Origin of the sequence: Paenibacillus aurantius (genome assembly GCF_032268605.1) — a bacterium.
GTDB lineage: Bacteria > Bacillota > Bacilli > Paenibacillales > NBRC-103111 > Paenibacillus_AO > Paenibacillus_AO aurantius.
The window spans coordinates 1,828,004-1,851,051 of sequence record NZ_CP130318.1 but is presented as its reverse complement, the minus strand read 5'-3'; the positions used below and the strand labels follow the sequence as shown (position 1 = coordinate 1,851,051).

The window sequence follows — 23,048 nt, the reverse complement described above, 5'->3', positions numbered from 1 at the left end:
ATGGATTTGTTATTTCCCGCTTTTTACAAACTGCATGTCCACCAAACCGTCATAGGTATAAGGTTCGGTGAAGATACCCGTCTTTTGCATGACATCCATGTCGTTCTTGAGTGCCGTCTCCGATATTTGCCCGTCCAGGCTCCACAGATTGTCCGCATAGGCCCGATCAACCGAAGCTTTAAGTGCCTCGGGTGTCATGGTCGGGAACTCCAATTTGGCTTGTTCCGTCAAATACGCTTGGTCATCCTTGATTTTTTGCAGCACCTCTACAATCGCATTCACAAACCCCTGCACCGTTGCCGGATCTTTGTCGATCGCGGATTTTTTAACGCTGAGCACGGAGTAGGCGTAATCGCCAAGCGAATGGAATTTATAAAAGGGCTCGTCCCATACGCCTTTCGCCATGCCGTCGCTGACTTGCGGCTCGGCGCCGTTCGCCACTTCCGCTGCACCCTGCTGCATCATGGCGACGACGGCGGAGCTGTCCGCCGGTTCCAGAAGCCGCGAATCCTTGTCCGGATCCAGACCGAGCTGGATCAGCAGATAGCGGCTCAGCAAATTCGGCGTACCGCCGTGACGGCCAACGATCAGCTTCTTGTCCTTGAGGAACGCCTTGAGGTCCTCCGGCGAATTGCTTTTCGGCCCGGTGCCTTTCTTGGCCATCAAATACACGTTCGCCCGGTTGACAACGTTCACGACGGAGATGATCGGATCGTCGTTCTTCCGGTTTGCCATCGCATTCGACTCCGGTCCGCCTATCACGCCCCAGGCGTCTCCGCTGACGACTGCCGTCACATGGGTGCCGCCCGCAGCGGTAATCACCTTGACGTCTAGACCGTACTTTTTGAAATAACCGTCTCGCTGGGCGATATAGAGGGGCAGATAACCGATGGAGTGAAGCGGTTCCGCGATGACCAGCTTCTTCAGGGAAGCGGGAGCGGCGGTCGTCCCGCCGGCGCCTGCGGTACTGCCCGCGGCCGATAGGTTCGCCCCCGCTTCACTCTTGCCGCATGCCGCAGCCACCACGGCGAGAATGCAGATACAGATCAGGACAACCAGCTTCTTATGGGTACGCAACATGGTTTCAACCTCTCCCTTGGCCGTTAGCGGCCTCTCTTTTTTGTCCAACAAATTCCCTCTCACCGGCAGCTTGTGCCCTTACTGCTTGATAAAGCCTTTGGACAGCCATTTCTCCAGCGCCACGACTCCCCAATACATCACGATGGACAGGATGGACAGCGCCACGACGCCTACCCAGACAAGATCGATATCAAGAATCGTGCCGGCGTAGACAATCATCCGCCCGATCCCTTGGTCGGAAGCGATAAATTCGCCGACGATTGCACCGGCAAGCGCAAGCGCTATGTTGATGCGCAGGCTGCTGATGATCCATGGCATCGACCAGGGCACCACAACCTTCGTGAACACCTGATACCGGTTCGCACCAAGCGAATACATCAGCTTTTCCATGTCGGGATCGACGCTTCTTACGCCGCTGTAGGCGGATAGCGCCGCTACGATGACCGTCAGCGCGAAAGCCAGAACCACCTTGGAGAAGAAACCGATGCCAAGCAGGATAACGATGATCGGAGCAAGCGCCAGTTTCGGCATGGCATTCAGAATGATCAGAAACGGCTCGCTGATGAGAGCATAGCGTCTCGACCACCAGAAGGATAACCCGAGCAGCGCACCGAGGAAAGTCCCGGCGGCGAACCCGATAATCGTGGAGCCTGAGGTGTACAGCAGATCAGACAGCATATGGTGCTTCACAATCTGCTCCCAGGAGGTTTGGGCTATGGTGACGGGGCTGCTCCAATAGTAGGAGTCAAGCCAGCCCATTCGGGTAAAGCCCTCCCAGACCGCTGCGATCAGAATCGTAATCAGCAGCCGGCCCAGCGCGATGATGCGCTTATTCCGGCGCTCCTTCTGCTCCTCGTCCTGGATGAGCGGCACCTCGCTCCGCTGCTCTTCCTTCTTGTTTATGTTCCAGATAACGGCGGACTTAAGCACTGTCGCTTCGCTTTCCATTTTCACGGGTATCCCTCCATACTTAGAAGCTTAGATTCAGGAAATCATTTCGGCCGACTGGGCAGCCTGCTGCTCCTCGGAAAGCAGGCCCATCAGGTAGTGCTTCAGCTCCATGAACGCTTCCGACGTAAGATCCTCCTGCTTTCGGGGGCGTTCCATGTTCACGCTGACTTTGGTCTTGATGCGGCCGGGCCGTGCGGTAAAGACATAGATGTCGTCCGACAGATAAATGGCTTCGTCGATGTCATGCGTGACGAACAGCACGGTTTTACCGAAATCACTCCACAACTGCAGCAGCCAGTTCTGCATCGTAATCCGCGTCTGGGCATCCAATGCGCCGAACGGTTCATCCAATAAAATAATGTCCCGGTCATACATCAGCGTCCGCAGCAGCGCCGCCCGCTGCTTCATGCCGCCGGACAGCTCGGCCGGATAATGCTTATCGAAGCCCTTCAGCCCATATTTCTCCATAAGCGGCAGCGCACGTTCCACCGCCTGCTTACGCGGAACGCCTCGAATTTCCATGCCGAGGATGATATTATCCAGAATGGTGCGCCACGGGAGCAGCATGTCCTTCTGAAGCATATAGCCGACATGTCCGGTCTTGCCGATAATGTTCTCCCCATCCGCAAGCACTCGCCCCGTTGAGGGAGGAATCAGGCCGGCGATGATGTTAAAGAGTGTGGACTTCCCGCAGCCGCTTGGCCCGATAATACTGACGAAGCGGCCCTCTTCGATCGCAAGATTCGTCTCCTGCATGGCGGTAATGTCCTTACCTCCTTTTCGAAACATTTTACTCACGCCGCTGATCTCAATCTTGATACTCATAGCGCATCCCTCCTGATCGTGATTGACAAGCAATAATAAAAAAAGCCGCCGGTTCTGGGGACGGTCACAAGGGGGTTGTGTCCGTTATCCCCGGAACTGACGACAGGCCGTCTCTCCAATGAGGAGCTACAACATATCATTCAGATAGCTTTCCACGTCCCGATCGAGAATCACGATCGTACCCGAATATTCGGTCTCAATATCGTAATCCTTCAAAATCGCGACGATATTCAATTGGAACATGTCTTCAAACGTCTTCTTGATTTCCGCCTTGAAATGCTCACCCAGCAAATTATCCATCTTACGGGTGGTATCACGGTCTCTCCCGTCAAGCAGACTGAGCACGGGCACCCTGTGGTTAATGGAAAGAATAATAATTTTGTTGCCGATAAAGTCGACTTTCGTCCGGTTGACGCCCGCACTGAACATTCCCCTGTTGATTTCGTTGTACAATTTAAGAATATCTTGTTTCAAGCTTCCGGCTGTTGCTTTCAACTCAACCACCCCCTTTAATGTTATGTTTCCTTACATAAATGTGGGTGTTTGCTTTGATATTTTTTATTATAGCTTGAAAAAGAAAGCTGTCAACACTTTTATGTTATGATTCATAACATGATAGAAGGACATGAAGTCCGCATGTTAGCCCAGCAGCTTAAATAAAGTTTACATGTAATAAGTGTGATTTCCTTAGCTCGATCATAAAAAAAAGCTGACCCGCACTGAGTCAGCCTTGATTTAGAATCCTTTGCGTTCGAGCCTTTGAATGGTATCGCCAAACGATAAACACGCCGACTAATACGAACGTGGATAAGAACACGAGCAGCATCGCGGGAAGAAGGTTTCCAGCTATCATGATCCATGCAAACAGTAACGATACCGGACTTGTTCCTTTCAACATTTTGTAAAAAACACTCATCCGTCCCACTCGGAACAACGCGGTCGATTCAAGTAGTAGAATGAGAGGGTTGCCCATCATGCCGAAAATCATGGGGGTTATGATCCATAAGGGCAAGGTGAAACCTGCGGCATAAGCCAATAGATAGACCAAGCCCGCACCAAAAGCTTGCATGAAGAAATCGAGATGCGCTGACTTTAATTTACGTGGATTTGAAAATATTTTGGTCCAAGGTGGGGATTGATCGTAGTATACAGCTGCAAGCGGCAGAGATAAAACGACCCCGATCATAAACGATACAAGCCCCCATTGTAACAACAGATCATTCATATAGATCGCAGCTCCTTTTCGTTAACGACAAACCTACCGTCACACGGCTGACGGATGATACAAGCGTGCCAACATTTTCTTCTTCATGATGAAGCGTCTATCGATCCAGAACGCGATAAACAAAGCCGCTAACACCGTAATCAACAGATTCTTGTAGGTTGCAAGCGGAAGCAGATCCCCTTCCAATTTGATTCCGGTGGAGCGGTATTCGAACCGTTTTACAGCATGCCTGGCAGTCAGAATATCCTCTTGCTTAGCTAAGTCCTCCAACGGCGCTTCGAATGCATATCGATTAGGCGCATCGCTATGGATAAGGAGTGTCTCCTTCGAGTTCCCTTCCTCATTCCAACGCTTAATCTCCGCTGCTGCTTGTGTTTGGGCGTCGCTGCCCGGAATGATCATTTGGTCCAAACGAGGCACTTTCGATATCGAATTTCTGGCCAGCAGCTGTAGATGATGTTTTGTCGTAATGAGTGCATTGGAATTGGAAACGGTCAAGAGCTGTGTCGTTCCGGTATCACCATAAGAATCAAAGATCGAAGATAAGGCGATCTCGTCCATCCCGTTATAAAGCATTACAGCGACCTTCTTCTTATCCCAATGGAAACCAATATTGAGCCAATAGGTTGCAAATTTAATATCACTGTGAAAAGGGTGGTCTACCTCCGGATGCTGCACGAATGGATAGGAAGGATAGTGGATATCGTTGGAAATCCGTGCAGCCATAGGTTCACCCAACTGCCGCTCAATAAGGTGAAGCACGGCATCGATACCGGCACTCTGGCCCGCCGAGGAGATCGTATGGCCATCATCCACATAGCGGACATTATCTTCCCATTGCGTATCCGGATATTGCTTCTTTAGGATGGGAATGAATTGCCAATGTGAGGTACCCGCTTTCCCTTTCAACATTCCAGCATCAGCTAAATTAAGTGCCCCTCCACAAATGCTTATGAATGTCGTCGTTGGGCTGCCAGCTTGTTTTTGGATCCAAGCTCGGGTCGGTTCATATTTTGGTGAGTTAATTTTGGGCATGTAAGGAACCACAATAATATCAGGACTTTTATTTAGCAGACGATCCAGGCCCTCATAAGAATAATGGGGAATTACATCCAGCCCGCCTGAGAGGGACTTTACGCTGGTGTCCGGCGCCACGGCGTATACATTATAAGCATCTGTCATGGATAACAAGGTGTAGGGAATAAGAAAGTCGAAGTCCTCCGTCGTTATGGAAGAATCCGATAACACGACAGCGACGGTCGGTTTATGAGGATTGTAAGGAGGTTTATCCACGACCTGCAGGGAAGGAACCACCTCATGGCGGACATTGTAGTAGAAATCTTTCTTGTGACGATTAAATCCATAGAAACCAACACCTCCAACAAAGATAATCACCAGCAATAAATACACGGTTAAACGCAGCAAAACCCTCTTCATAGGAACGCCTCCGACATCTCATTTTGATTTTGTTTGGTAAAGCTCCTTATAACACCCTTTCGATTGAAGCAGCTCTTCATGGGCCCCACTTTCGACAATCGCACCTGGGCGGACGGCGAATATCCGAGTTGTATGGACTACCGTCGTAAAGAATTCAAGGGCAGCCTCCTCTCTAAGACTGGATTCATCTTATCGCGGGAATGGGCGATCCAACGCGCAATGGTTGCGTGCTGCCGCGAATTTGTCAGGTACCTTACCCGCAAATCCTTGCGCGTTCCACGCAAAAAACGCCCCACCCTAGTCAGGGTGAAGCGGTCAACAAAAAAATACGCGGAGGCATCCCTTCCGCGTTTGAATAGTTAGATTAGCATAAGTCCTCAACAGGTAATATACCGAGGCTCTTCGCCTTACGAATCGCATCAACACGCGAGTTGACATGCAGCTTCTGAAACAGCTCCGTCAAGCCATATTCGAGCGAGCGCTGACTGATCAAGAGTGTTTGAGAGATTTCTTTATTGCTCTTGCCTTTGGCCAGCTCTCGCAGCAAGCGATCCTCCTCCCGAGTAATGGTCGTCAGCTCATGCTCTTGATCGCCCTGTACCTGAATTTCCTGCCTCCTCAATTGCCGTAGAAGCTGCATCGGGATAATCGCCTGCTTCCTTGCGGCACATCGAATGGCGAGAATGAGCTCTTCTCGAGTGGATGTCTTTGGTATAAACCCGGACACACCGGATTCCATTAGCAGATTGAAATGCGGTGCAATTTCAAAGCCTGAGTAGATGAGGATAACCGTATCCGGCATGTACTCGAGCAGCTTGCGCGTCAAGTCAGCGCCGTTGATATTCGGCATATATAGATCCAGTAGGATGACATCAAATTTAGTTAACCGAACCAAATCGGTAACAAGGAAGACATCCGTCTCGATCGTGACGTTAATGTCGGGTTCTGATTCTAAGAGCATTTTGGTGCCCTCCACCACTGATCGGTGGTCGTCGACTAGCAGAATATTCATGACTCTCCCCTTTCCGTTGTGTGCTTGGGAAACCGTAACGCAGCGTGGAATCCCTTACCAGGCGCTGACTGGAAATCCACCTTTCCTTCCATACTGAGCACCCGCTTCTCTATACCTGCGATCCCCATATGCTGGAATGAGCCTTCAAGTCGCGATAAATGTACACCTACGCCGTCATCCGAATAGTTGAATGCGATTTGCTTGCCAGTATCGATCAGTGACATCGTCACCTTCGAGGATTTTGCATGCTTCGTGGCGTTATTCAGCAGCTCCTGGACGATCCGGTAGACGCCGAGAATCTGATCCTCGTTCAGTGGATCGTTCATGTTCTCTGCATGAAATTCAATTTCGTAGTTGGCAAACATACGCGAATAGTTGAACAGGCTCTTAAGCGATTCCACCAGCCCCATTTTCACCAGAAAAGGAGGTCTTAGCTCGTTGCACGTGATTCGGATTTGGTGGATCGCATCCAGCAGGCCCTCCTCAATGCCTGAGAGCTGTGCGCCAAGTTCAGCTTCGAAGACGTTGGACGACCGCAAGGATTCCAGCTTCCGGTACCAAATAATTAGATCCTGCAGCACCGAATCGTGCAGGTCACTGGACAACGATGCGCGCTCCTTCTCCGACAGTTTAAACAACAGCCGGAGCATCCATTTGGGTGTTTCACTCCCCGCAACCGTCTCTTCCATACGCTTCATCAGGTCTTCTGTGCGATATAGGTTATCGTAAAGAATGGTCACGTAGCGAACGGCCGTCTGCAGCCACTTCTTCTCTAGTTCAGGAAGCGGGCGGTTCAGTCCGATCGACAGCCATACAGGCTGCGGCTTTTCCCCAATTCGGATCTGAATTGTATGTTCATCCGCCGAACCTTGTTCTAGCAAGGCAATGTCCGATGCTTCCTCAATCCTAACCTCTTGTACTTTAAGCACGATCCGCACCTCATCGATGAGTCTGGCTTCCAGCTCCGCCACCTTCATGACGCCTGCAAGATCCGAAGACAGCTGATTCAAGCTCGACTGCAGGAAGTTGGAACGTTCCTCACTCCGAGTCAACTCCCTTTCCTCCTGCTTTCGCTTCGTAATATCTTTAATGATGCCGTGGATTCCATTCAGTTTGCCTGACAAAAGAATCGGCACGAACGTGATGCTCACGATCCGCTCCCCTTTCGACATATCGGCCAACCGGCATTCGATATCCCGAGGCGCTCCTTCTCGCAGAACCTCAAACAGCGTTTCATATACCATGCCGTGATCCTCATCGAATATCATCCCGATGAAGCATTGATTCTCCAGCGTCTCCCGCCGGATCCCCGTAATTCGCTCAAAGGCTGCGTTCGCATGTGCAAAATAGAGCCCATCCAGCACGATCGAGAATACACCGTCCAAATTATACTCAAACAGTGACTTATACCGCTGCTCGCTCTCTTCCAGTGCAAGCTCGGCACGTTTCTTATCCGTGATGTCGAGCATAATGCCGTCAAGCCGCTCTACTTCTCCATCGTTGTTCAGGTGTGGATGTACAATCGATTGCCCCCACCGCTGCTCTCCGGGATGATGGGTCCAGCGAAACTCTTGGCGGACCGGTATTCCTCGGCCAAGCTTCCCCTTCACTTCGTTTACCAAGAGCTCATTATCGTCCGGATGTATATGATCATGCATCCTCATCGGATTCTGAATGACTTCCTCTCTTGGCAGGCCGGTGATCTTCTCGCCGCTCTCGGAGAAAAACATAAATCGCGAGAAATCCTTATCCGTCGACCATACCGCGGCATTGACGTTGTCGAGGATTTTCTCGAGCAGCCTCTCCGCCTGCTTACGCGCCGTCACGTCTCTAACCACCGCTACGACGTAGTTGACGGTGCCGTCTGCAAGAAGGACAGGCATAACTTTTGTCTCTGCTTCCAGTATGCGGCCGTCCGCGTGCTGGACTCTGTAGCCGACATCGATCGGGGTTCGGGCTTGTACCGCTTGAGCGAGCGACAGTCTAACCAGCTCCCGGTCCTCCGGTACAATGATGGTGAAGGCATCGGTGCCCTCATACTCCTCTGCGGTATAGCCGCTCTGCGTATAAATGGACGGTGATACATATCGAACGATGGCTTCGCTGTCGACCACCACAATTGTATCTGACGTATGCTCGGCGATGATGCGAAACATTTCTTCCCTGCCGCCTGCGATTGTACCCGCCTGCTTACCGGTCATAGACAAACACCTCTTGTCGCATTTCATTCTCTTGTTCCATTATAGCGGCAAATCCTACTTTCTCGTCACGCAAAATTGAGGGCATTCCCCGCAAAAGTTGACTTATTGCCGACTGAGGTAAGCTAACCCTTACCCTTTGGTGGAACGAATGGCACCTTTCGCGGGAATTGCCAAGCCTTGGCCCCATCGTTCTGGTCAGCATGAAAGCTTCGCTGATGGCTGCGGTCGGCTTCGATTCAAGTAAGGGATTTGACTCCTTGGAAGATTTTATGGCCGGAGTCTGGGAAGATAGCTTTATGAAAATGGATCCGCATAATGTCCTAGCCATGTTATGGACTGGCCAACTTGCAGAAGTGACCCCTAAGAGGGTCACTTCTTACAAAGTGTCCTTCTTATGAGTCACAGTTTTGCACCCAAGCAATTTTAACGTTCACTTCTTCACCTTATAAAACTCATGATACAGCTTCATCAGAACCCGCTTCTCGACCCAGGATGTCAATCAGCGTGAGCTCGTTGCCTTCTTTATCCGTTCCTCGACTGCAATTGTGAATTTAAGCTGCTCTTCACAATTGTAGTGTGGATCATGCAAGAACCGAATGTGCATCATGATCTCATTCTCAATGCAGCGCGCCGCGAATGTTGCGAGCTTCGTCCCTTTGTCCGGGGAGTAGGATTCTAAGGCCTTGATTAAGCCTATGGTCCCTATACTTATAAAATCTTCCAAGTCTTCCCCGGTATTATCGAATTTTTTGAGGTTGTGAACACAGAGCGAGCGATGTAATTCGTCATGAAAAAAGCCAACACAACTACTCAAGAGCTGTGTTGGCCTGCTTATAGGATCCTGGTTTTGATTGATTAGGACTAATGCCCTCCGGCCGAATGTTGATCCACGATCACGGTGTCCGGCTGTCGTCGAATACACGGTATGCGCCGTATGTGGCAAGATCGTCCTCGCCCAGATTTTCCGGAGGATCGGACGGATTCATGTTCCGGTCTTGAACCTGTTTCCAAAGCTCCGAACGTACGTAGCGCTGGTGCACCTTCTCAAACCGGGTATCGGACAGCCATTGACTAGATACGGATCGATCTCCCTGAGTGACTTCTGCGAATACCAATGGTTGTATCCCCAATGCAAAAATCCCTGAATATCGTATTTATACATTTGAACGCCGATCATGCGGGTTCGTGAAGAAGGCATATTGAAAAAGCGGTTGGACAGATGGTCTCTGTATTCGTTGCAGCAATAATACGCCCACAGATTCGGCGTCTTGTTGTCAATAAATCGTCCGATATGCCCGGTGGCCACAACCGGGTGCGACAACAGGCCCGTAGAATAGAAATCATATTCCGAGAGGGCGTCGATAATGGGGAAATTGCCCAACAAAGAACGCACCAGCTTGCTCGCCTGAGTATAGGAAGGAAGATCATTCAAACCCGGTTCATCCGATAAATGAAAAAAACTGCAATTTTCCAACTCATGTGTTCGAATCCGCTGAATCAATTCCGGAATAAACTGGGTGAGGAAACAGCGATAATCTTCTCCGGCCGCATCGGTTTCCCAACCAAAGACTCGCTTCTCCTCCCCGTTCACCGTCGCTATGATTTTCGGAGCGTGTTTTGCGCCCCATTGCGTGAACAAATGGGAGAATTCGAAATACCGGAGGCCCTTTCGACGGCACAATTCGATCCATCGGTCCAATCGTGAAAAATCAAACGCATACCGGCTTCCATCCTGCTGCACACCGATGAGCTGCACCGTCGGCCGTTCGTTTCCCGGCAGCATTTCTAGCGGCGGAGTGAATAAAGGCGTAAGAATCATATTCATTCCATATTCCACATAGTTCGACAAATAAGATTCAATGATCGTCCAATGAGCCTCCGAAAACACTTCCACGTTGTACAGAGTAGCAAGACAGTCCAGATAGAACCATTCCGTGTGGATCAGCTTCTGCTCCGGCAGCTTGACCCCGATCGCTTCGAGCCGGAACGCTTCCGCACCGAGTTGGCTGCCTGATTCGTCCTTGAATCGGACATGAATGTCGTGCATTCCGGGAGTTACTTTCTCGGTGAGATGAACGGTAATCCACAGGGATCTCCATTGATTGGCAGGAAGTTTAACCGATTCATTTTCCAAGGGATAGAGCGGATCGGGATACAATCCCGGTGTCGTTCGTAACAAAAAATCATCATGATCGCTATAATTGGGCAATTCAGATGGCGCCAATCCCACCCTTCTGATCGAGATATTGCCGGCAAGCTCGGAATCTACGGAGATGCTCATTTTCAAATGCGCTGACAAACGATAGGCAACTTGAAACGAAAAGTACTCACCGATCAAAGCGGAACCTTGACGGTACGCTTCTTCCCTTAACTCTTCATCGGAAAAAACTTTTGCGAGGGAAGGGATGCATCTGCTTTCAAACTTCGGTTCCGAATCCATAATATATTCTCCTCTTTCAGGATTGCCGATCCGTCATCCTCCTCTACAACGTCCTGCATTCTCTTCTTTCAAATGCCTTCTGAACCTCCGAAGCCGGAGCAGAGCCGAATCTTCCTCCAGAAGATCGTGGAACCGCAAACCATCGTTCATTAATTCGTGACCTGTTTTCTTGACCGTATGGTCCTTCGACAGCCAGGCGACCTCATATGGCTGTTCCTTCACCAGGTTGTGGAAGTAGATAGTCCTTTCCGCCTCGGCACCATGCAGACGGAAGACGAATACCAAATGTTCGTCTCCTTCCGGCAGGCTGTACTGGAATGCCGGCCAGCGGTCTCCCCGGCCCTCCCGTTTGGGCTGCGCGGTCAACCGGTACACGTCGGCTTTCCGCACAAACTTTTTCACGACATTCTTGTAGAAGAGCGTGTGTTCTTCCCATCGATCCGCAACCCATGCGGGAAGATCGGGAAGCTTTTGTGAGAAGCCGTATTGCCCAAGCATGGAAATGCGGGTGTAAAAGTCCAACTGATGCGGTTTTAATTCGGGACTTCGCGGGTCAAAAGTTTGCTTCGGATGGTTCCCCATCCATTCGGACCAGCTCCAATGCAGACATACGTCGGGCGCCAGCATGGTTGACGCGCCCCAGACTGTCTGCAGGCTGTGTTCCGGCCAATCGGCATCGCTGAGGAAGGTCGTATGCGTCTGCCGCAGGATGCCCAGGTCGATCCGAAGTCCGCCTGACGCACAGTTTTCCAGCACCACGTTAGGATGCTTGTCTCTTACTCTCTGAAGAGTCCGGTAGTAGCCTTGATAATGCTCGAACAAACCGTCTCCGGCGCCGTGTCCATGGTCGGTCCGGCTGCAGCCCGCACCGGGATCGAGGTTGAAGTCAAGCTTGATCCAGTCGCAGCTGTAATCGGTGATCAGGCGGTCCAGGGTTTGATAAGCCCACTCTTGGACTTCGGGATTGCCGAAGCAAACATAACCAAGCCTTTCGCTGCCGCGGGTGGCGACAAATTCTGGATGCGTCTCCGCGAGCCGGGCGCTCTGGCCCAAGGCTTCCATTTCGCACCAGAGGCCGAACTTCATGCCCTTTTCATGAACATGATCCGCCAATACTCGAATGCCCCGCGGAAAGCGAACGGTGTTCACAAGATCCCAGTCTCCCCGGTAGTCAAACCAGTGAGTGCCGTCGTCCGTCGGCCCGAACCAACCCGCATCCAGCGTACACAGTTCCAGGCCCAACCGGGCTGCGGCATCCGTATTGGCCAGAAACCGCTCTTCGTTAATATGGATGTCTTCATAGCTCCACCAATGGTTCCACTCGGCCGGGAGAGATTCAGACAATTCGTTGCGCGGATACCAATGGTTTCTTCCTGCGCGGGCAAACGAAATCGAGGTGGTATTCAGATCGTTGCCGGAACCGAGGGCAACCGCCACATGGACGCTTTCCATCGAATCTCCCGGCGAAAGCTCTTTGCTGAACTCCCAATCATGGAGTCCTCCGCTGATTTCATAGCCTCCGGCCGCCGACGGCTCGAAGCGGAACACCCAGTTCCCCGACCACATCGCGCTGGCGGTCAACAGTTCTCCGTTGTCCCGGAATAGCGTAAACCAGGGATGCTGCCCATTCGAGGAACGTCCCTTTGTGGTTTCGAGCCGCTGGGCGCCCGACAACGTTTCCCGGACACTTTCAAATTCCGCTCCCCAGCCGCTGGTGTAATACATCAACTCGTATTCTGCCTTGGGAACCGACAGAAGAAAGGAATCCACCCGCTCGACGTTCACCGTTTTGGAACCGTTGTTCCGAATCTCAAGCCAGATCTCCGTGAGAGCGGTACCCTTATACAGGATGGAATGGTAAGCGATTTCAAGCCCGTCCGGTTCATATTGCATACGGGCAACAAAATGAACGGAACCGTCATGCAAGTTTCGATTCCCGGTTTCTAGGACGGTCAGGTTCTCCGTTTGGCCATCGATCCGCTTCCCGTCCGCATACAAGGCAAAAACCGCATGGCAAACGTTCGGATTTAACCAAGAAACCCCCTCGGAAAGAGAAAACCGGCTTAGTTTCAGACCCTGATCCGTGGCGAATTCCACGATCTTTCGTTCATTGGAAAAGTTGAAGGTCCCGCCTTCGACGTCCATTGGCTCCCCCACCTTATAAGGGCCGGATACCCGAAAGGGTATCCGGCCAATTTTTGATTAGGATGCATGAAATCAGAGCTGTACCGTTATGCTCGACTCGCGGCTCGTGGCGGTTTTCCCGTTCCAGGAGACGGTCACTTCCAGACCCGATTCGTTTCGAATTTCCGCAAACAGCCGTCCATTGTCCGATTTCACGGAAACATCGACATTCGCACTCCCGACCCGGACGTTTTTCAAACGAATCCATTTCCCCTCCCAAGAGGAAGGAAGGTTCGGTCGAATCACGAGCTGGTTCTTGTAGGCTTCCGGCTGCAGGCCGATAAAATGGGAGACGACAGGGACCACCATAGCGTAAACGGTCCAGGCCTGCACGACGCAGCCATAATCGGGAGACATCTCGCTCATGGACCCCGGCAGCACCTTCGAGAACGAGCGGTTCATGCGCTTAAGCAAATCCAGCGACGCTTCCGCATGGCCGTACCGGGCTTCCGCAACCGCATGCACCCCTGTGCTGATCGTCATCATGTGATGGGTGAAGTTGCCGGACAAATAGGAGCCGTACTCCCCGATGAAATCCTCGTTCCTCATATTGGCAATGGCCCGCTCGCCTTTTTCCCTGTCGGCAATCCCGGCCTCCATCGGCGTCGAGATGACCCAGTTTTTATTAATGATCCACCCGCGGTCCTCGTTTTCATCCTCTACTTCATCCAGTATCTTCTCGAGGTAGGCCCGGTAATCGTCCGCTCCCCGCCTCTCGGCCAGAGAAACCATGAAATCCACCTTGGGCACGATATCTTTCTTGGGGGCGACCGCGTCGGCATACAAGCCTTCCCGTTCGTTCCAGTACATTTCGTTCACGTTTCTTACGATGCGCTCGGCCAGTTCGCTGTAATGCGCCGCTTTCGCTTTGTCGCCGAGCTCCCGGTTCATGGAAGCGAGCGCCTGCACCGCTTTCGCCGTATACACGGCTGAATCGATCAGCTCCATGTTCAATCCGGCGATCTCGATAATGCCGTAGCCGGAAGGCAGCAGATCGCCGTCGGGGTCCATTTCACCCAGCAGCCAGTCCATACCCTTCTCGCAGTACGTGATATTTTGTTCCAAAATGCTCTTCTCGCCGATCCAACGGTACATCTCCCACACCAATGCGATATAGTGCGCGGTTTCCTGGGTATTTCCCGTATTGCTCACGGCGCCCATCGTCGTCACTTCGTGAATGATCCGGCCGTTGCCGTTCGCTTTGACGGAGGCATCATGGATAAGCCGGGCCGTATCCTTGGCAAGCTGGTGATCCCCAAGCGCAAGCACACCCTGGAGGGAATACGAATTGTCGCAGCCAAACCACCAGGGGTAGGTCGGAGAGCCGGCTGTCAATCCACGGCCGTAACCATCCACCTGCTGCACCAGCCACTGGTTGTTCCATTTGACCCAGGCGAAAATTTCGTTGAATTCCGGCTCGCCTTCCACTTCAAGCTCCGCCCGTTCCCGAACCGCCTCGCAGGCGCGCATTTTCGCTTCCAGCAGCTCATCGTAATTTCCGGCAAGGGCGGAATAGGTCTTCTCGCATTCCTCTTTGGATACATACGATCCAGCCACATACAGGTGGAACGTCATCCTCTCTTGGGGCTGCAGCGTAACGGTCGCTTCGAATTTCACGCCGCGCCCGTTGCCGCTTGTAAATTCCGGGCCGAACAATTGCCCGCTGTCGAACCGGTCACCCGGCAGGTCCGTGCCGATCAGGACAAACCAATCGTTCTCGCTGTCCTTCGCCAAAGCAAGCCGGTCCGACTTTTTCTCCATGACGTCTTCTTTGCCGTCGCGAATCCCTAATGTCTCCGAAAACCAGACCGGGCGAAGATCGGTGCGCGCCAGAAGCTCCAAATTCAGCCTCGTCTCCGTTTTCGAGTAGTTGAACAGTTCATACCTCGCGATAAAGCCCTTTTCCAGCTCGGGCGCAAACTGCGTGCGCTCCACCGCAACGGGGATATGCCCGAGGTTGTGATCGTAGCGGAACTGGTTTCCCCAGGGATGGGAGATGAACTCATCCGCTTTGGACCAGACGGAGATTTCACGATCCAAGTCTGTAATTCTCAGCCAAAAGCCGTCCAGCAGCTTGATCGGATGGAGCCAAGCCCCGCCCATCTCATTGGCGATGTGATGGCCGAAATCCGGAAAATGGCCATCCTGCGTACCGATGACCTTTATGTATTCGCCCGCTGTCAGATACACGTTGAACGGGTGCTTGCTTTGCTTCTCGATCATATCTTGTTGTCCTCCTTGGCGTCGTATTCTTACTCCCCGCTTCGTTCCGGGCATCCTAAAACGAGTGCGGGCATCCGCGAAAGATGCCCACACGTCTTTTTAAAGGGACTTATCCATTACGATTACTTCTTATTTTGACTCACATAAGCATTGATTTGACTCTGCACTTCTTTCATAACATCCTGCAACCCGGCTGCGTTCAGCTTTTTCATCATTTGGTCTTTAACGCTGTTGTAATCCGTTACGCCCATGCCCAGGTTCGGAATATATTCGCCCATAATGGCTTGAATGTTACTGATCTGGGATTTAATTTTGCTTTGGTCCAACGTGAAGCCGACGAAGGGAGTGACTTCCGATTTGCTGTCCCATTTCTTCAAAGCTTCGATATCTTCCTTCGGATAGTTCGTAGAGAAACGGGCAAGACGCAGATCGTTCCACATCCATACGTTTGTATTGTACTTGTTTGCATCGGGAATACCCGAAGTATCAACCGCATTGCCGGCCAGCTTGTAGTTAACGCCTTCTACTCCGTACGACCAAAGATCGTAGTTCGCCTGGTCTTTTTTAATCCAGTTAATTAAAGCCACTGCTTCGTCCGCATGCTTGCTGGTGCTCGGAACGGCCAGCATATTGTCCCCGGCCGAGAAAATGTAGCGCTTCTGGGGCTCCAAGTAAACGGTTTCGACTTTTGCCCCCTTCACGTTGCCCGTGAGCGCGTCAACCCGTTCGGACGCTCTGAAAATATTGGCGGCGATGGCGGCCACCTTGCCGTTATCAAATCCGCCTTCTCCGTCAAAATTAGGATCGTTAAACAGCAAGCCTTTATCCTTCCATTCTTTCTTCTTCGCAACGACTTGGGCAAAGGCCGGGGAATCCAGGAACGATTTCACGGTGTGCGTGCTGTCGGCCGGGTCGATATAAAGCGGATACTGGCCGCCGTCACCGATCGGGAAGTAGTAATTGGCGTAGACCGGGAACAACTCCTGAATGTTGTCGCCGACGATCGGGTGCATGTTGGGTTCATTTTTTTTGATAGCCGCAAAATATTGTTCCAGGCCTTCTTCGGTAGTGATTTTCGGAATCCCGTATTTTTCGCGCAAGTCGCCGCGGATATTATACACGTTATTGAATCCGGTCATCGGAATCGCTCTCGGTACGGCGTACTGTTTGCCTTGAATTTGACCGCCCTTGAGCACGTAGTCAGGCCCATTTTTGATCAGGTCCGCCCCGTTTTTTTGCAGGTCGATAGGCTGATAGACCTTTTTCGCTACCAAATCGGACAAGGTGGAACTGTGGGCCCAGGCCAAATCGTAAACGGTTCCTCCGGCAACGTTGAGGGCCAGTTTATTGAAGTAATCGTCGAGGTATTTAAAGTCGACTTCCACGTTCAGTCCATCCGCTTGCAGTTTTTTGTTGATCGCCTGCAAGGCAGCCTTTTGCCCTGGAGATTCTTGGCCCGGGAAAGCGGCGGTCAGTTTGACCATTTCTTTGCTTTTGCCGGCACCGGGGCTTTCACTGCCGCTTGCCTGTTTGTCTCCCGAGCTGGTGCAGCCGGTAAACAAAGCTACGGACAACGGAACGGCAAGCAAGGCGACGGCTGTTTTTCGAATATTCTTCATTTTTATTTCCTCCCTTTAATGGAATAAAATCACCCTTTGACTGCGCCGATCATGATCCCTTTGACGAAATACCGTTGGATAAACGGATACAAAAGAATGATGGGACCAATTGTGATAAACATCGTGGCGATCTGGAACGTTTCCGGAGGAACTTTCATATCCCCCATCGCTCCGGTCTGCCGGACAAGGTTAATGATGGCTTGAATCCGGTACAGCATATATTGAAGCGGATACAAATTGGGGTTATCGATGAACCACAGCGCACTCGCCCAATCGTTCCAATAAGCCAAACCAATGAACAACGTGATCGTGGCGATAATGGGCTTGGACAACGGAATGATGATGCCGAAAAAGGTTCTCATGACTCCGGCGCCGTCCATCTCCGCCGATTCGATCAGTTCGGACGGAACGGTCGCAAAATAATTCCTCATCAAAAATACATTAAAGGGAGAGACCAACCCCGGCAAAATTAACGCCCAAATCGTATTCTGCAAATGCAAAATTTGGGTGATAACCAAGTACCAAGGCAGCAAACCCGCGCCGAAAACCATGGGAATGTAAAAAAACATCGACACGGCGTTTCGGTATTTGACCCGCTTGATCGACATGGCGTAACCGGCCATCCCGCAAATGATAAGCGACAAAAGGGTCCCCACAACCGTCACCAAAATGGAAACGCCAAAACTTGTGTAAAGATACTTGCTTTTAAAAACCGCTTGATACGCCAGCATCGAAAACTCGCTCGGGATAAGCTGGTAGCCGTTGTCCAAAATACTTTTCTCACTGCTGATCGAAGCCATAAAGGCCAAGATAAACGGGTAAATGCAAGCGATTGCAAAGAACAACAGAAAAAGCTGCATCAAAAGCTGCGCGATATAACCGCTAAATGACAGTCTCCGCATCGGTCTTCTCCTTTCCCTCCCTGCTTGTTAGAACAACGCGCTGTCTTTGTCATATTTCCGTACAAGCCAGTTGGACCCGTAAACCAACAGGAATCCTACGATGGACTGATACAATCCGACTGCGGCGGTTGTCCCGAAATCAGCGGCCTGTTTAATCGCCCGGAAAACATACGTATCGATGACATCCGTATTTTGGAATAACAGTCCGTTATCCCCGATGATGGAATAGATAGTCGCGAAGTCACCGCGCAGCATGCCGCCAATGCTTAACAAAGTCATGATGATAATGGCAGGCATCAGCATGGGCAGCATGACGAGCCGGATTTGCTGCCAACGGTTCGCTCCGTCAAGCGCCGCCGCCTCGAACAAATGATCATCGATCCCCGTGATGCTGGCAAGATAGACTATCGTGGAATAACCGACCACCTGCCATAAGTGGGCACCGATAATAATCCAGGCCCACGGCGCCGGATTCTCCGACCAACTGATCGGATCGTGCCCGAAAAAACCGAGAATCTGGTTGGCGATGCCGTTTTGATCCGGAAATACGATCTGATTGACCAGCTTGCCGACCACGACCGCAGAGATGAAGTAAGGCAAGAACATCAGATTTTGATAAATCTTGCTTGCAAATTTTAGCCGAAGTTCATTTAATAGAATGGCGATAAGAACAGCGAAAAACGTTGTCCAAACCAAGTAGTTCAAATTGATAAAGATGGTGTTGAACGTGGTGCGGAACGCGTAGGGGCTCGTAAAGAAAAATTTGAAATTGTTCAACCCTACGAAGGGACTGCGGAATTTATCCACAAAATTAAAATCCTGAAAAGCGATAATGATTCCCGGCATCGGTAAATAGGAGAAGAGAAATAGAACGGCTGCGGCAGGCAGCATCATCAAATAATAAGGATAGTTTCGCTTCATCTCGTGAGCAAACCCGTTTTTCTTCTTGCCGATGGTTCTCTGCATTTTACCGGAAGCACCTCCCTCGGTTGAAACGTTTCCCCGCTCCATTTATGCAACTTTTCCCAAAACGTTTCGGAAAAGAATTGCAGAGCTTTCAGCTAACCCGCTTGCAACGGCCTCTAACGGAAAATCAATCGTTTCATATAATCAACGGTGAATTGAACTCCTTTATCCCCAAGCTCCCCTTTCCACACTTCGGAGTGAGGCTCGATGCTCAAGCCGCCGTTATAACCGACACCGTACAAGATGGCCATGAAGGTTCCCCAATCGGTTTGGTCCAGGCCCGCCGGAGGGTCGTCGAAGTGCTTACCGTCTATAATGACCGAGCCCTTGATATGTACATGGAGGAACCGGCTGCCCCATTCCTTCATTTCCTTCAAGTAGTCTCGTCCGCCATACCGTGCGTGAGAGGGATCGTATTTGATGCCGAGCTCCGGCAGTTGTCCGTGAATCAGCCGCCAGGCTTGATCGTTATAGACAAAATTGTTCCAATCGCAATTATAAGTAGCAATTCGTACGCCTTTGACTTTGCCGTATTCGATCAACATCGAGAAAAATTGGATAGCGGAGGACACGTTTTCTAAGTAAGACCGCTCCTCAACATAGTTGCAGCCGGCTATAAATATAGGACAGCCCAGCTCGCTAGCCGCGTCGATCAAGGTATAGGCCGCCTGGAGCTCCTCTTCGATTACGCTGCCGTCTTTCGCAATCAGGATCACGCCCCAGCGTCCGATTGATCCGACCGCCACCCCCGTGCGCTCGCTTGCTTCTTTCAATTCTTTTACGGTTCCTGCAAACGCATGGACGTCCTGCTCCACATTGATGCAAAATTCCACAAACTCCAGTCCTAACCTCTTGGCGTAGTCAAAGCCCTCCGGTTTCGGCGAAGTAACAACGCCGAGTTTCATCGTAATTTCCTCCCTTAGTCTGAGTTTTACCTGATTTTTCCGAAACGTTTTCGAAAACGGAAAAAAATAAATGTGCTTCTTAATCGGGAACCAGCATTTTCGTGCTATCCCGTATGATGAGTTTGGAAGCCATGACGCGGGTATAGCCGGGGGTGCCGTCCATCATCTCAAGTAACATATTGACCGCTGATGTTCCGATCTGAAACCGGTCCTGATCAATTGTCGTCAGCTGCGGCTTCATGATTTCGGTAATCTCGATTCCGTCGAAACCCACCACGGAAATATCATCGGGCACTTTATACCCCAACTCGGATGCTTTGCCGAGCATGCCGTACGCCATCAAATCGGAGGCGCAAAACACGGCCGTCGCATTCGGATTTTTCGCAATCAATGCCGCAAAAGCTTCCCCGCCCCCTTCGATTTCGAAGTTCGCGTGCGCGACCTTTCCTTCATCGTACGGCAAACCGTTCTTCTCAAGCGCTTTCTTGTAGCCCTCCAGCCGAAATTGGCTGACTGCAGCCTCCTGATGACCGTTGATGAAGAGAATGTGCCGGTGACCGTAGTCGATCAGATGCTGAATCGCCGACATCGAGCCACCGACATCGTCGCTGATCACGCTTCCGACACTGTCGGAAGGAGCCGGCACTCCGAGCAGCACCGTCGGCACTCCCGCTTGGACGGCCTGGTCGATGTAAGGGTCGTTGATTTTCAGCCCCGCCAGAATAACGCCGTCAAAGCTCCGCCTGCGGCACAGCTCCTTGTACTGCACTTCTTCTTGCTGCCGGGTGTTCGTGCCGATCAAAAACACGTCATAATGGCGCAAGCTGGCCTGCTCGTTCACGCCGCAAATGATATCGAACAAGAAATGATGCCCGCTTCTTGTCGTTAAATTGGAGACGACCAGACCGATTGTATTCGTTTTCTTCAACACCAGGCTTCGCGCCGACGAATTCGGTTGATACCCCAATTGTCTGGCAATTTTCGCAATCTTCTTGTAGGTATCCCTGTTGACGTCCGAATGGTTGTTTAGCGCCCGGGATACGGTTGTAATGGAAACACCAGCCAACTTAGCGATATCTTTAATGGTTGCCATATCTCACCTGCTATCCGAACGGATCCGTTGTCTATTTATGAAAACGTTTTCACAAAAATTATAGCACTCCCGTTTTTACGTGTCAATCATTACTGCAAACGTTTCGGATCACGTATGCAGGAAATTTCCGGTGCCACAAAGCAGATAGATATCGGAGGAAGCCCCGATGCTGCATAGGGGCTTTCTCCTTCCGTGTTATGAGTACGAATACCCCACCTGAGTCCTTCGCAATCTCCCGCTGCGTCCTTTCCTCACCGCCCTGGTCGGGGCCGAAACGGCCGCGGATGGCTTCCTGTTCCCGGAGATCGAGGATGTCCAGGTGGGCGTAGAAAGCGTACCAACCTCTACTTTTTTCTATTGCTCGCGCATTGTTCTTTAAGCTAACTCTATTCCTTTTCACATAAGCAATTTAACAGCACCATGGCCTCTTCGTACTCAGGTTCCAGAACCAGCGCCTCGCGTAGATATTCCATTGCAGCTTCTTCCAACCCAAGCTCGTAGCTGCAAATAGCCAGACAGTACAGGACAGTCGGTACAGGCTCACCTTCTACAACCTGTACGGATGTCTCCAGGAACCATTTCGCATCCTCGTACATGTCCATCTCGAACAACACAAGACCAGCGTCCAGCGCTTGATCATATCCTTGATCCATCGCATAGTAAGAGGACCACATGGTGTGTATGCCTAATTTGATATCCGACTTTTCTTCATCACTAGCCCCTGGCAGCAGGTTAACGATACGTTTCGCGCTCTGGATGAAAAACTCCGCATCGTACCCGCCCAAACGCCAAAAGGCCAAAATTTGCTGCAGTTCCATCGTCTCGATATTCGGGTCTACCCATTCCTTCATACTAAAGAAGTCATCCGGTCCAAAACGTTCGATAAACCTCCGGTAGGCCAATCGGGTGTGGGTATAACTCTTTGGCGTTTCCAGCATAAGGATACAACCGACATTTATATTTTTGTAATGATGCCGGGTGAAAAGGGACTGTGCACCTTTTTGCTCAAACACATGCCGAATGGCATGATAGTTTGCCGTTATCGAGAAGCTTCCGTGATGAATTAACTGGGGCGGCTCCGCAAACTTCCAGTTCTCAAGCAGGTGATCGCCTTTATCTGCGGTTAGCAGCAGGAACCCTGACTTTGACAGTTGATTCAGCCTCTCCAGACATGTCAATCCGGTAACCGGAAACAGAATATGGGAATCCTCAAGTTCCTGCCGATAAAGCTCGATCACATCATGATACGGGTATGAGTCTTCTTCATATCCAGGTGCTCGGCGATACTCGTACGTTAGTGTTATTTTTTGCAGGGCTTCTGACGGTTTACGCAGGTCGGAATCATCATGGCGATCCATTAAAACATCACATTCAAACGTCTTTCCATCCCCCACATAGATCAGCTCTTGCGGAATACTGTCAAAAAAATAATTAGCGATGATCAGCAAAGGCTGCCTTAGATCACCTGGCCGGATGGTTGTATGGGAGACGACCAAATCCAACTCCGTGTCATTTACGGCATCAAACCTTGCGAAATCCAGGAGTCCCTGCCGAATAAAAAGTTGAAGGGCAGGATGATTTTCCCAAGTGCGAATATTTTTTAACGCTAAATCCGTCATCACATAGCGAAAGGGGGGCAGCACAATACCTGCATAATCTCTCAGGGCGCATAGCTGTTGCAGGACATGAAAGGCGAGGCGCCCCACTCCCGCTCCCAGCTCCAGGATCGTAAGGGGTTCAGAACTATCGCCTCTCTCGGCCCGATCTTGAAGAAACCCGAAAATCATTTCCGCGTAGGCTGCAGCGATCATGGGGTTGCTCGTTATATATTGCGGAACTTGGTCATAATTCCATGCCTTCATTCCTTGCTGTTCATAATAAGCCCTCTGCAAATCCCAGATGGGTGCTTCGCTGAATCGGAATTTCTGTTTTGCATTTTCATTCATTTACAACAAACCTGCTCTCCTTGGTTATTAGGGACAATC

At 51.0% G+C, this 23,048-nt stretch carries 17 protein-coding genes and 2 pseudogenes; 1 reads left to right on the top strand and 18 read right to left on the bottom strand.

What is annotated here, in order from left to right; all coding sequences use genetic code 11:
• Positions 1 to 9: 9 nt before the first annotated feature.
• The 8 genes from MJA45_RS08750 to MJA45_RS08715 all read right to left on the bottom strand — a co-directional run bounded on the left by MJA45_RS08750 (position 10) and on the right by MJA45_RS08715 (position 8,731).
• Positions 10 to 1,080, bottom strand: a complete 1,071-nt coding sequence (locus MJA45_RS08750; RefSeq protein WP_315606876.1) for an ABC transporter substrate-binding protein — start codon at positions 1,078 to 1,080, stop codon at positions 10 to 12.
• A 78-nt stretch (positions 1,081 to 1,158) separates the two neighbouring features.
• Positions 1,159 to 2,028: an ABC transporter permease gene (locus tag MJA45_RS08745; protein ID WP_315607970.1), complete on the bottom strand. Its 870-nt coding sequence runs from the start codon at positions 2,026 to 2,028 to the stop codon at positions 1,159 to 1,161.
• 36 nt (positions 2,029 to 2,064) lie between these two features.
• Entirely contained in the window at positions 2,065 to 2,856 is a 792-nt protein-coding gene (locus tag MJA45_RS08740; protein ID WP_315606875.1) for an ABC transporter ATP-binding protein, read from the bottom strand.
• A 126-nt stretch (positions 2,857 to 2,982) separates the two neighbouring features.
• Positions 2,983 to 3,351, bottom strand: a complete 369-nt coding sequence (locus MJA45_RS08735) for a Na-translocating system protein MpsC family protein (protein WP_315606874.1) — start codon at positions 3,349 to 3,351, stop codon at positions 2,983 to 2,985.
• Between the two features lie 229 nt (positions 3,352 to 3,580).
• Entirely contained in the window at positions 3,581 to 4,081 is a 501-nt protein-coding gene (locus MJA45_RS08730; protein ID WP_315606873.1) for a hypothetical protein, read from the bottom strand.
• A gap of 39 nt (positions 4,082 to 4,120) precedes the next feature.
• The gene (locus tag MJA45_RS08725) at positions 4,121 to 5,518 is read right to left on the bottom strand and encodes a DJ-1/PfpI family protein (protein ID WP_315606872.1); all 1,398 of its coding nucleotides are present in this window, start codon (positions 5,516 to 5,518) and stop codon (positions 4,121 to 4,123) included.
• A gap of 364 nt (positions 5,519 to 5,882) precedes the next feature.
• Positions 5,883 to 6,530 carry a response regulator transcription factor gene (locus tag MJA45_RS08720; RefSeq protein ID WP_315606871.1) on the bottom strand — a complete coding sequence of 216 codons (648 nt, stop codon included), beginning with the start codon at positions 6,528 to 6,530 and terminating at the stop codon, positions 5,883 to 5,885.
• A complete protein-coding gene (locus tag MJA45_RS08715) occupies positions 6,527 to 8,731 on the bottom strand; it encodes a sensor histidine kinase (RefSeq protein ID WP_315606870.1) in 2,205 nt (734 codons plus the stop codon). Before MJA45_RS08715 ends, MJA45_RS08720 begins: the two co-directional genes overlap by 4 nt.
• Positions 8,732 to 8,861: 130 nt before the next feature.
• Here MJA45_RS08715 and MJA45_RS08710 point away from each other — a divergent pair.
• A pseudogene (locus MJA45_RS08710) lies at positions 8,862 to 9,090 on the top strand (hypothetical protein); the annotation flags it as partial.
• A gap of 117 nt (positions 9,091 to 9,207) precedes the next feature.
• On the opposite strand, the pseudogene MJA45_RS08705 reads toward MJA45_RS08710, so the two are convergent.
• From MJA45_RS08705 to MJA45_RS08660, 10 genes and pseudogenes are all read right to left on the bottom strand, one after another.
• Positions 9,208 to 9,500 (bottom strand): annotated as a pseudogene (locus tag MJA45_RS08705) (sigma factor); the annotation flags it as partial.
• 213 nt (positions 9,501 to 9,713) lie between these two features.
• Positions 9,714 to 11,171, bottom strand: coding sequence for a glycoside hydrolase domain-containing protein (locus tag MJA45_RS08700; RefSeq protein WP_315606869.1), 1,458 nt, complete (start codon positions 11,169 to 11,171; stop codon positions 9,714 to 9,716).
• 33 nt (positions 11,172 to 11,204) lie between these two features.
• Positions 11,205 to 13,316 carry an alpha-galactosidase gene (locus tag MJA45_RS08695; protein WP_315606868.1) on the bottom strand — a complete coding sequence of 704 codons (2,112 nt, stop codon included), beginning with the start codon at positions 13,314 to 13,316 and terminating at the stop codon, positions 11,205 to 11,207.
• Positions 13,317 to 13,388: 72 nt separating this feature from the next.
• Positions 13,389 to 15,578, bottom strand: coding sequence for an alpha-L-rhamnosidase-related protein (locus tag MJA45_RS08690; RefSeq protein ID WP_315606867.1), 2,190 nt, complete (start codon positions 15,576 to 15,578; stop codon positions 13,389 to 13,391).
• A gap of 122 nt (positions 15,579 to 15,700) precedes the next feature.
• Positions 15,701 to 17,197 carry an ABC transporter substrate-binding protein gene (locus tag MJA45_RS08685; protein ID WP_315606866.1) on the bottom strand — a complete coding sequence of 499 codons (1,497 nt, stop codon included), beginning with the start codon at positions 17,195 to 17,197 and terminating at the stop codon, positions 15,701 to 15,703.
• Positions 17,198 to 17,226: 29 nt separating this feature from the next.
• On the bottom strand, positions 17,227 to 18,099 hold the full coding sequence (locus tag MJA45_RS08680; RefSeq protein WP_315606865.1) for a carbohydrate ABC transporter permease: 873 nt from the start codon (positions 18,097 to 18,099) through the stop codon (positions 17,227 to 17,229).
• 27 nt (positions 18,100 to 18,126) lie between these two features.
• Positions 18,127 to 19,065, bottom strand: coding sequence for an ABC transporter permease (locus tag MJA45_RS08675; RefSeq protein ID WP_315606864.1), 939 nt, complete (start codon positions 19,063 to 19,065; stop codon positions 18,127 to 18,129).
• Between the two features lie 116 nt (positions 19,066 to 19,181).
• Positions 19,182 to 19,970, bottom strand: a complete 789-nt coding sequence (locus MJA45_RS08670; protein ID WP_315606863.1) for a sugar phosphate isomerase/epimerase family protein — start codon at positions 19,968 to 19,970, stop codon at positions 19,182 to 19,184.
• Positions 19,971 to 20,049: 79 nt separating this feature from the next.
• Complete coding sequence (locus MJA45_RS08665; RefSeq protein ID WP_315606862.1) at positions 20,050 to 21,063, bottom strand: LacI family DNA-binding transcriptional regulator; 1,014 nt, start codon at positions 21,061 to 21,063, stop codon at positions 20,050 to 20,052.
• Positions 21,064 to 21,449: 386 nt separating this feature from the next.
• Positions 21,450 to 23,009, bottom strand: coding sequence for a tetratricopeptide repeat protein (locus MJA45_RS08660; protein WP_315606861.1), 1,560 nt, complete (start codon positions 23,007 to 23,009; stop codon positions 21,450 to 21,452).
• Positions 23,010 to 23,048: the final 39 nt, after the last annotated feature.

Bases quoted from the DNA above. Each gene is read 5' to 3' on its own strand.
- MJA45_RS08685 (WP_315606866.1), bottom strand. From the start codon at position 17,197: ATGAAGAATATTCGAAAAACAGCCGTCGCCTTGCTTGCCGTTCCGTTG.
- MJA45_RS08700 (WP_315606869.1), bottom strand. From the start codon at position 11,171: ATGGATTCGGAACCGAAGTTTGAAAGCAGATGCATCCCTTCCCTCGCA.
- MJA45_RS08730 (WP_315606873.1), bottom strand. From the start codon at position 4,081: ATGAATGATCTGTTGTTACAATGGGGGCTTGTATCGTTTATGATCGGG.
- MJA45_RS08665 (WP_315606862.1), bottom strand. From the start codon at position 21,063: ATGGCAACCATTAAAGATATCGCTAAGTTGGCTGGTGTTTCCATTACA.
- MJA45_RS08745 (WP_315607970.1), bottom strand. From the start codon at position 2,028: ATGGAAAGCGAAGCGACAGTGCTTAAGTCCGCCGTTATCTGGAACATA.
- MJA45_RS08725 (WP_315606872.1), bottom strand. From the start codon at position 5,518: ATGAAGAGGGTTTTGCTGCGTTTAACCGTGTATTTATTGCTGGTGATT.
- MJA45_RS08715 (WP_315606870.1), bottom strand. From the start codon at position 8,731: ATGACCGGTAAGCAGGCGGGTACAATCGCAGGCGGCAGGGAAGAAATG.
- MJA45_RS08675 (WP_315606864.1), bottom strand. From the start codon at position 19,065: ATGCAGAGAACCATCGGCAAGAAGAAAAACGGGTTTGCTCACGAGATG.
- MJA45_RS08660 (WP_315606861.1), bottom strand. From the start codon at position 23,009: ATGAATGAAAATGCAAAACAGAAATTCCGATTCAGCGAAGCACCCATC.
- MJA45_RS08740 (WP_315606875.1), bottom strand. From the start codon at position 2,856: ATGAGTATCAAGATTGAGATCAGCGGCGTGAGTAAAATGTTTCGAAAA.
- MJA45_RS08720 (WP_315606871.1), bottom strand. From the start codon at position 6,530: ATGAATATTCTGCTAGTCGACGACCACCGATCAGTGGTGGAGGGCACC.
- MJA45_RS08690 (WP_315606867.1), bottom strand. From the start codon at position 15,578: ATGATCGAGAAGCAAAGCAAGCACCCGTTCAACGTGTATCTGACAGCG.
- MJA45_RS08750 (WP_315606876.1), bottom strand. From the start codon at position 1,080: ATGTTGCGTACCCATAAGAAGCTGGTTGTCCTGATCTGTATCTGCATT.
- MJA45_RS08670 (WP_315606863.1), bottom strand. From the start codon at position 19,970: ATGAAACTCGGCGTTGTTACTTCGCCGAAACCGGAGGGCTTTGACTAC.
- MJA45_RS08695 (WP_315606868.1), bottom strand. From the start codon at position 13,316: ATGGACGTCGAAGGCGGGACCTTCAACTTTTCCAATGAACGAAAGATC.
- MJA45_RS08680 (WP_315606865.1), bottom strand. From the start codon at position 18,099: ATGCGGAGACTGTCATTTAGCGGTTATATCGCGCAGCTTTTGATGCAG.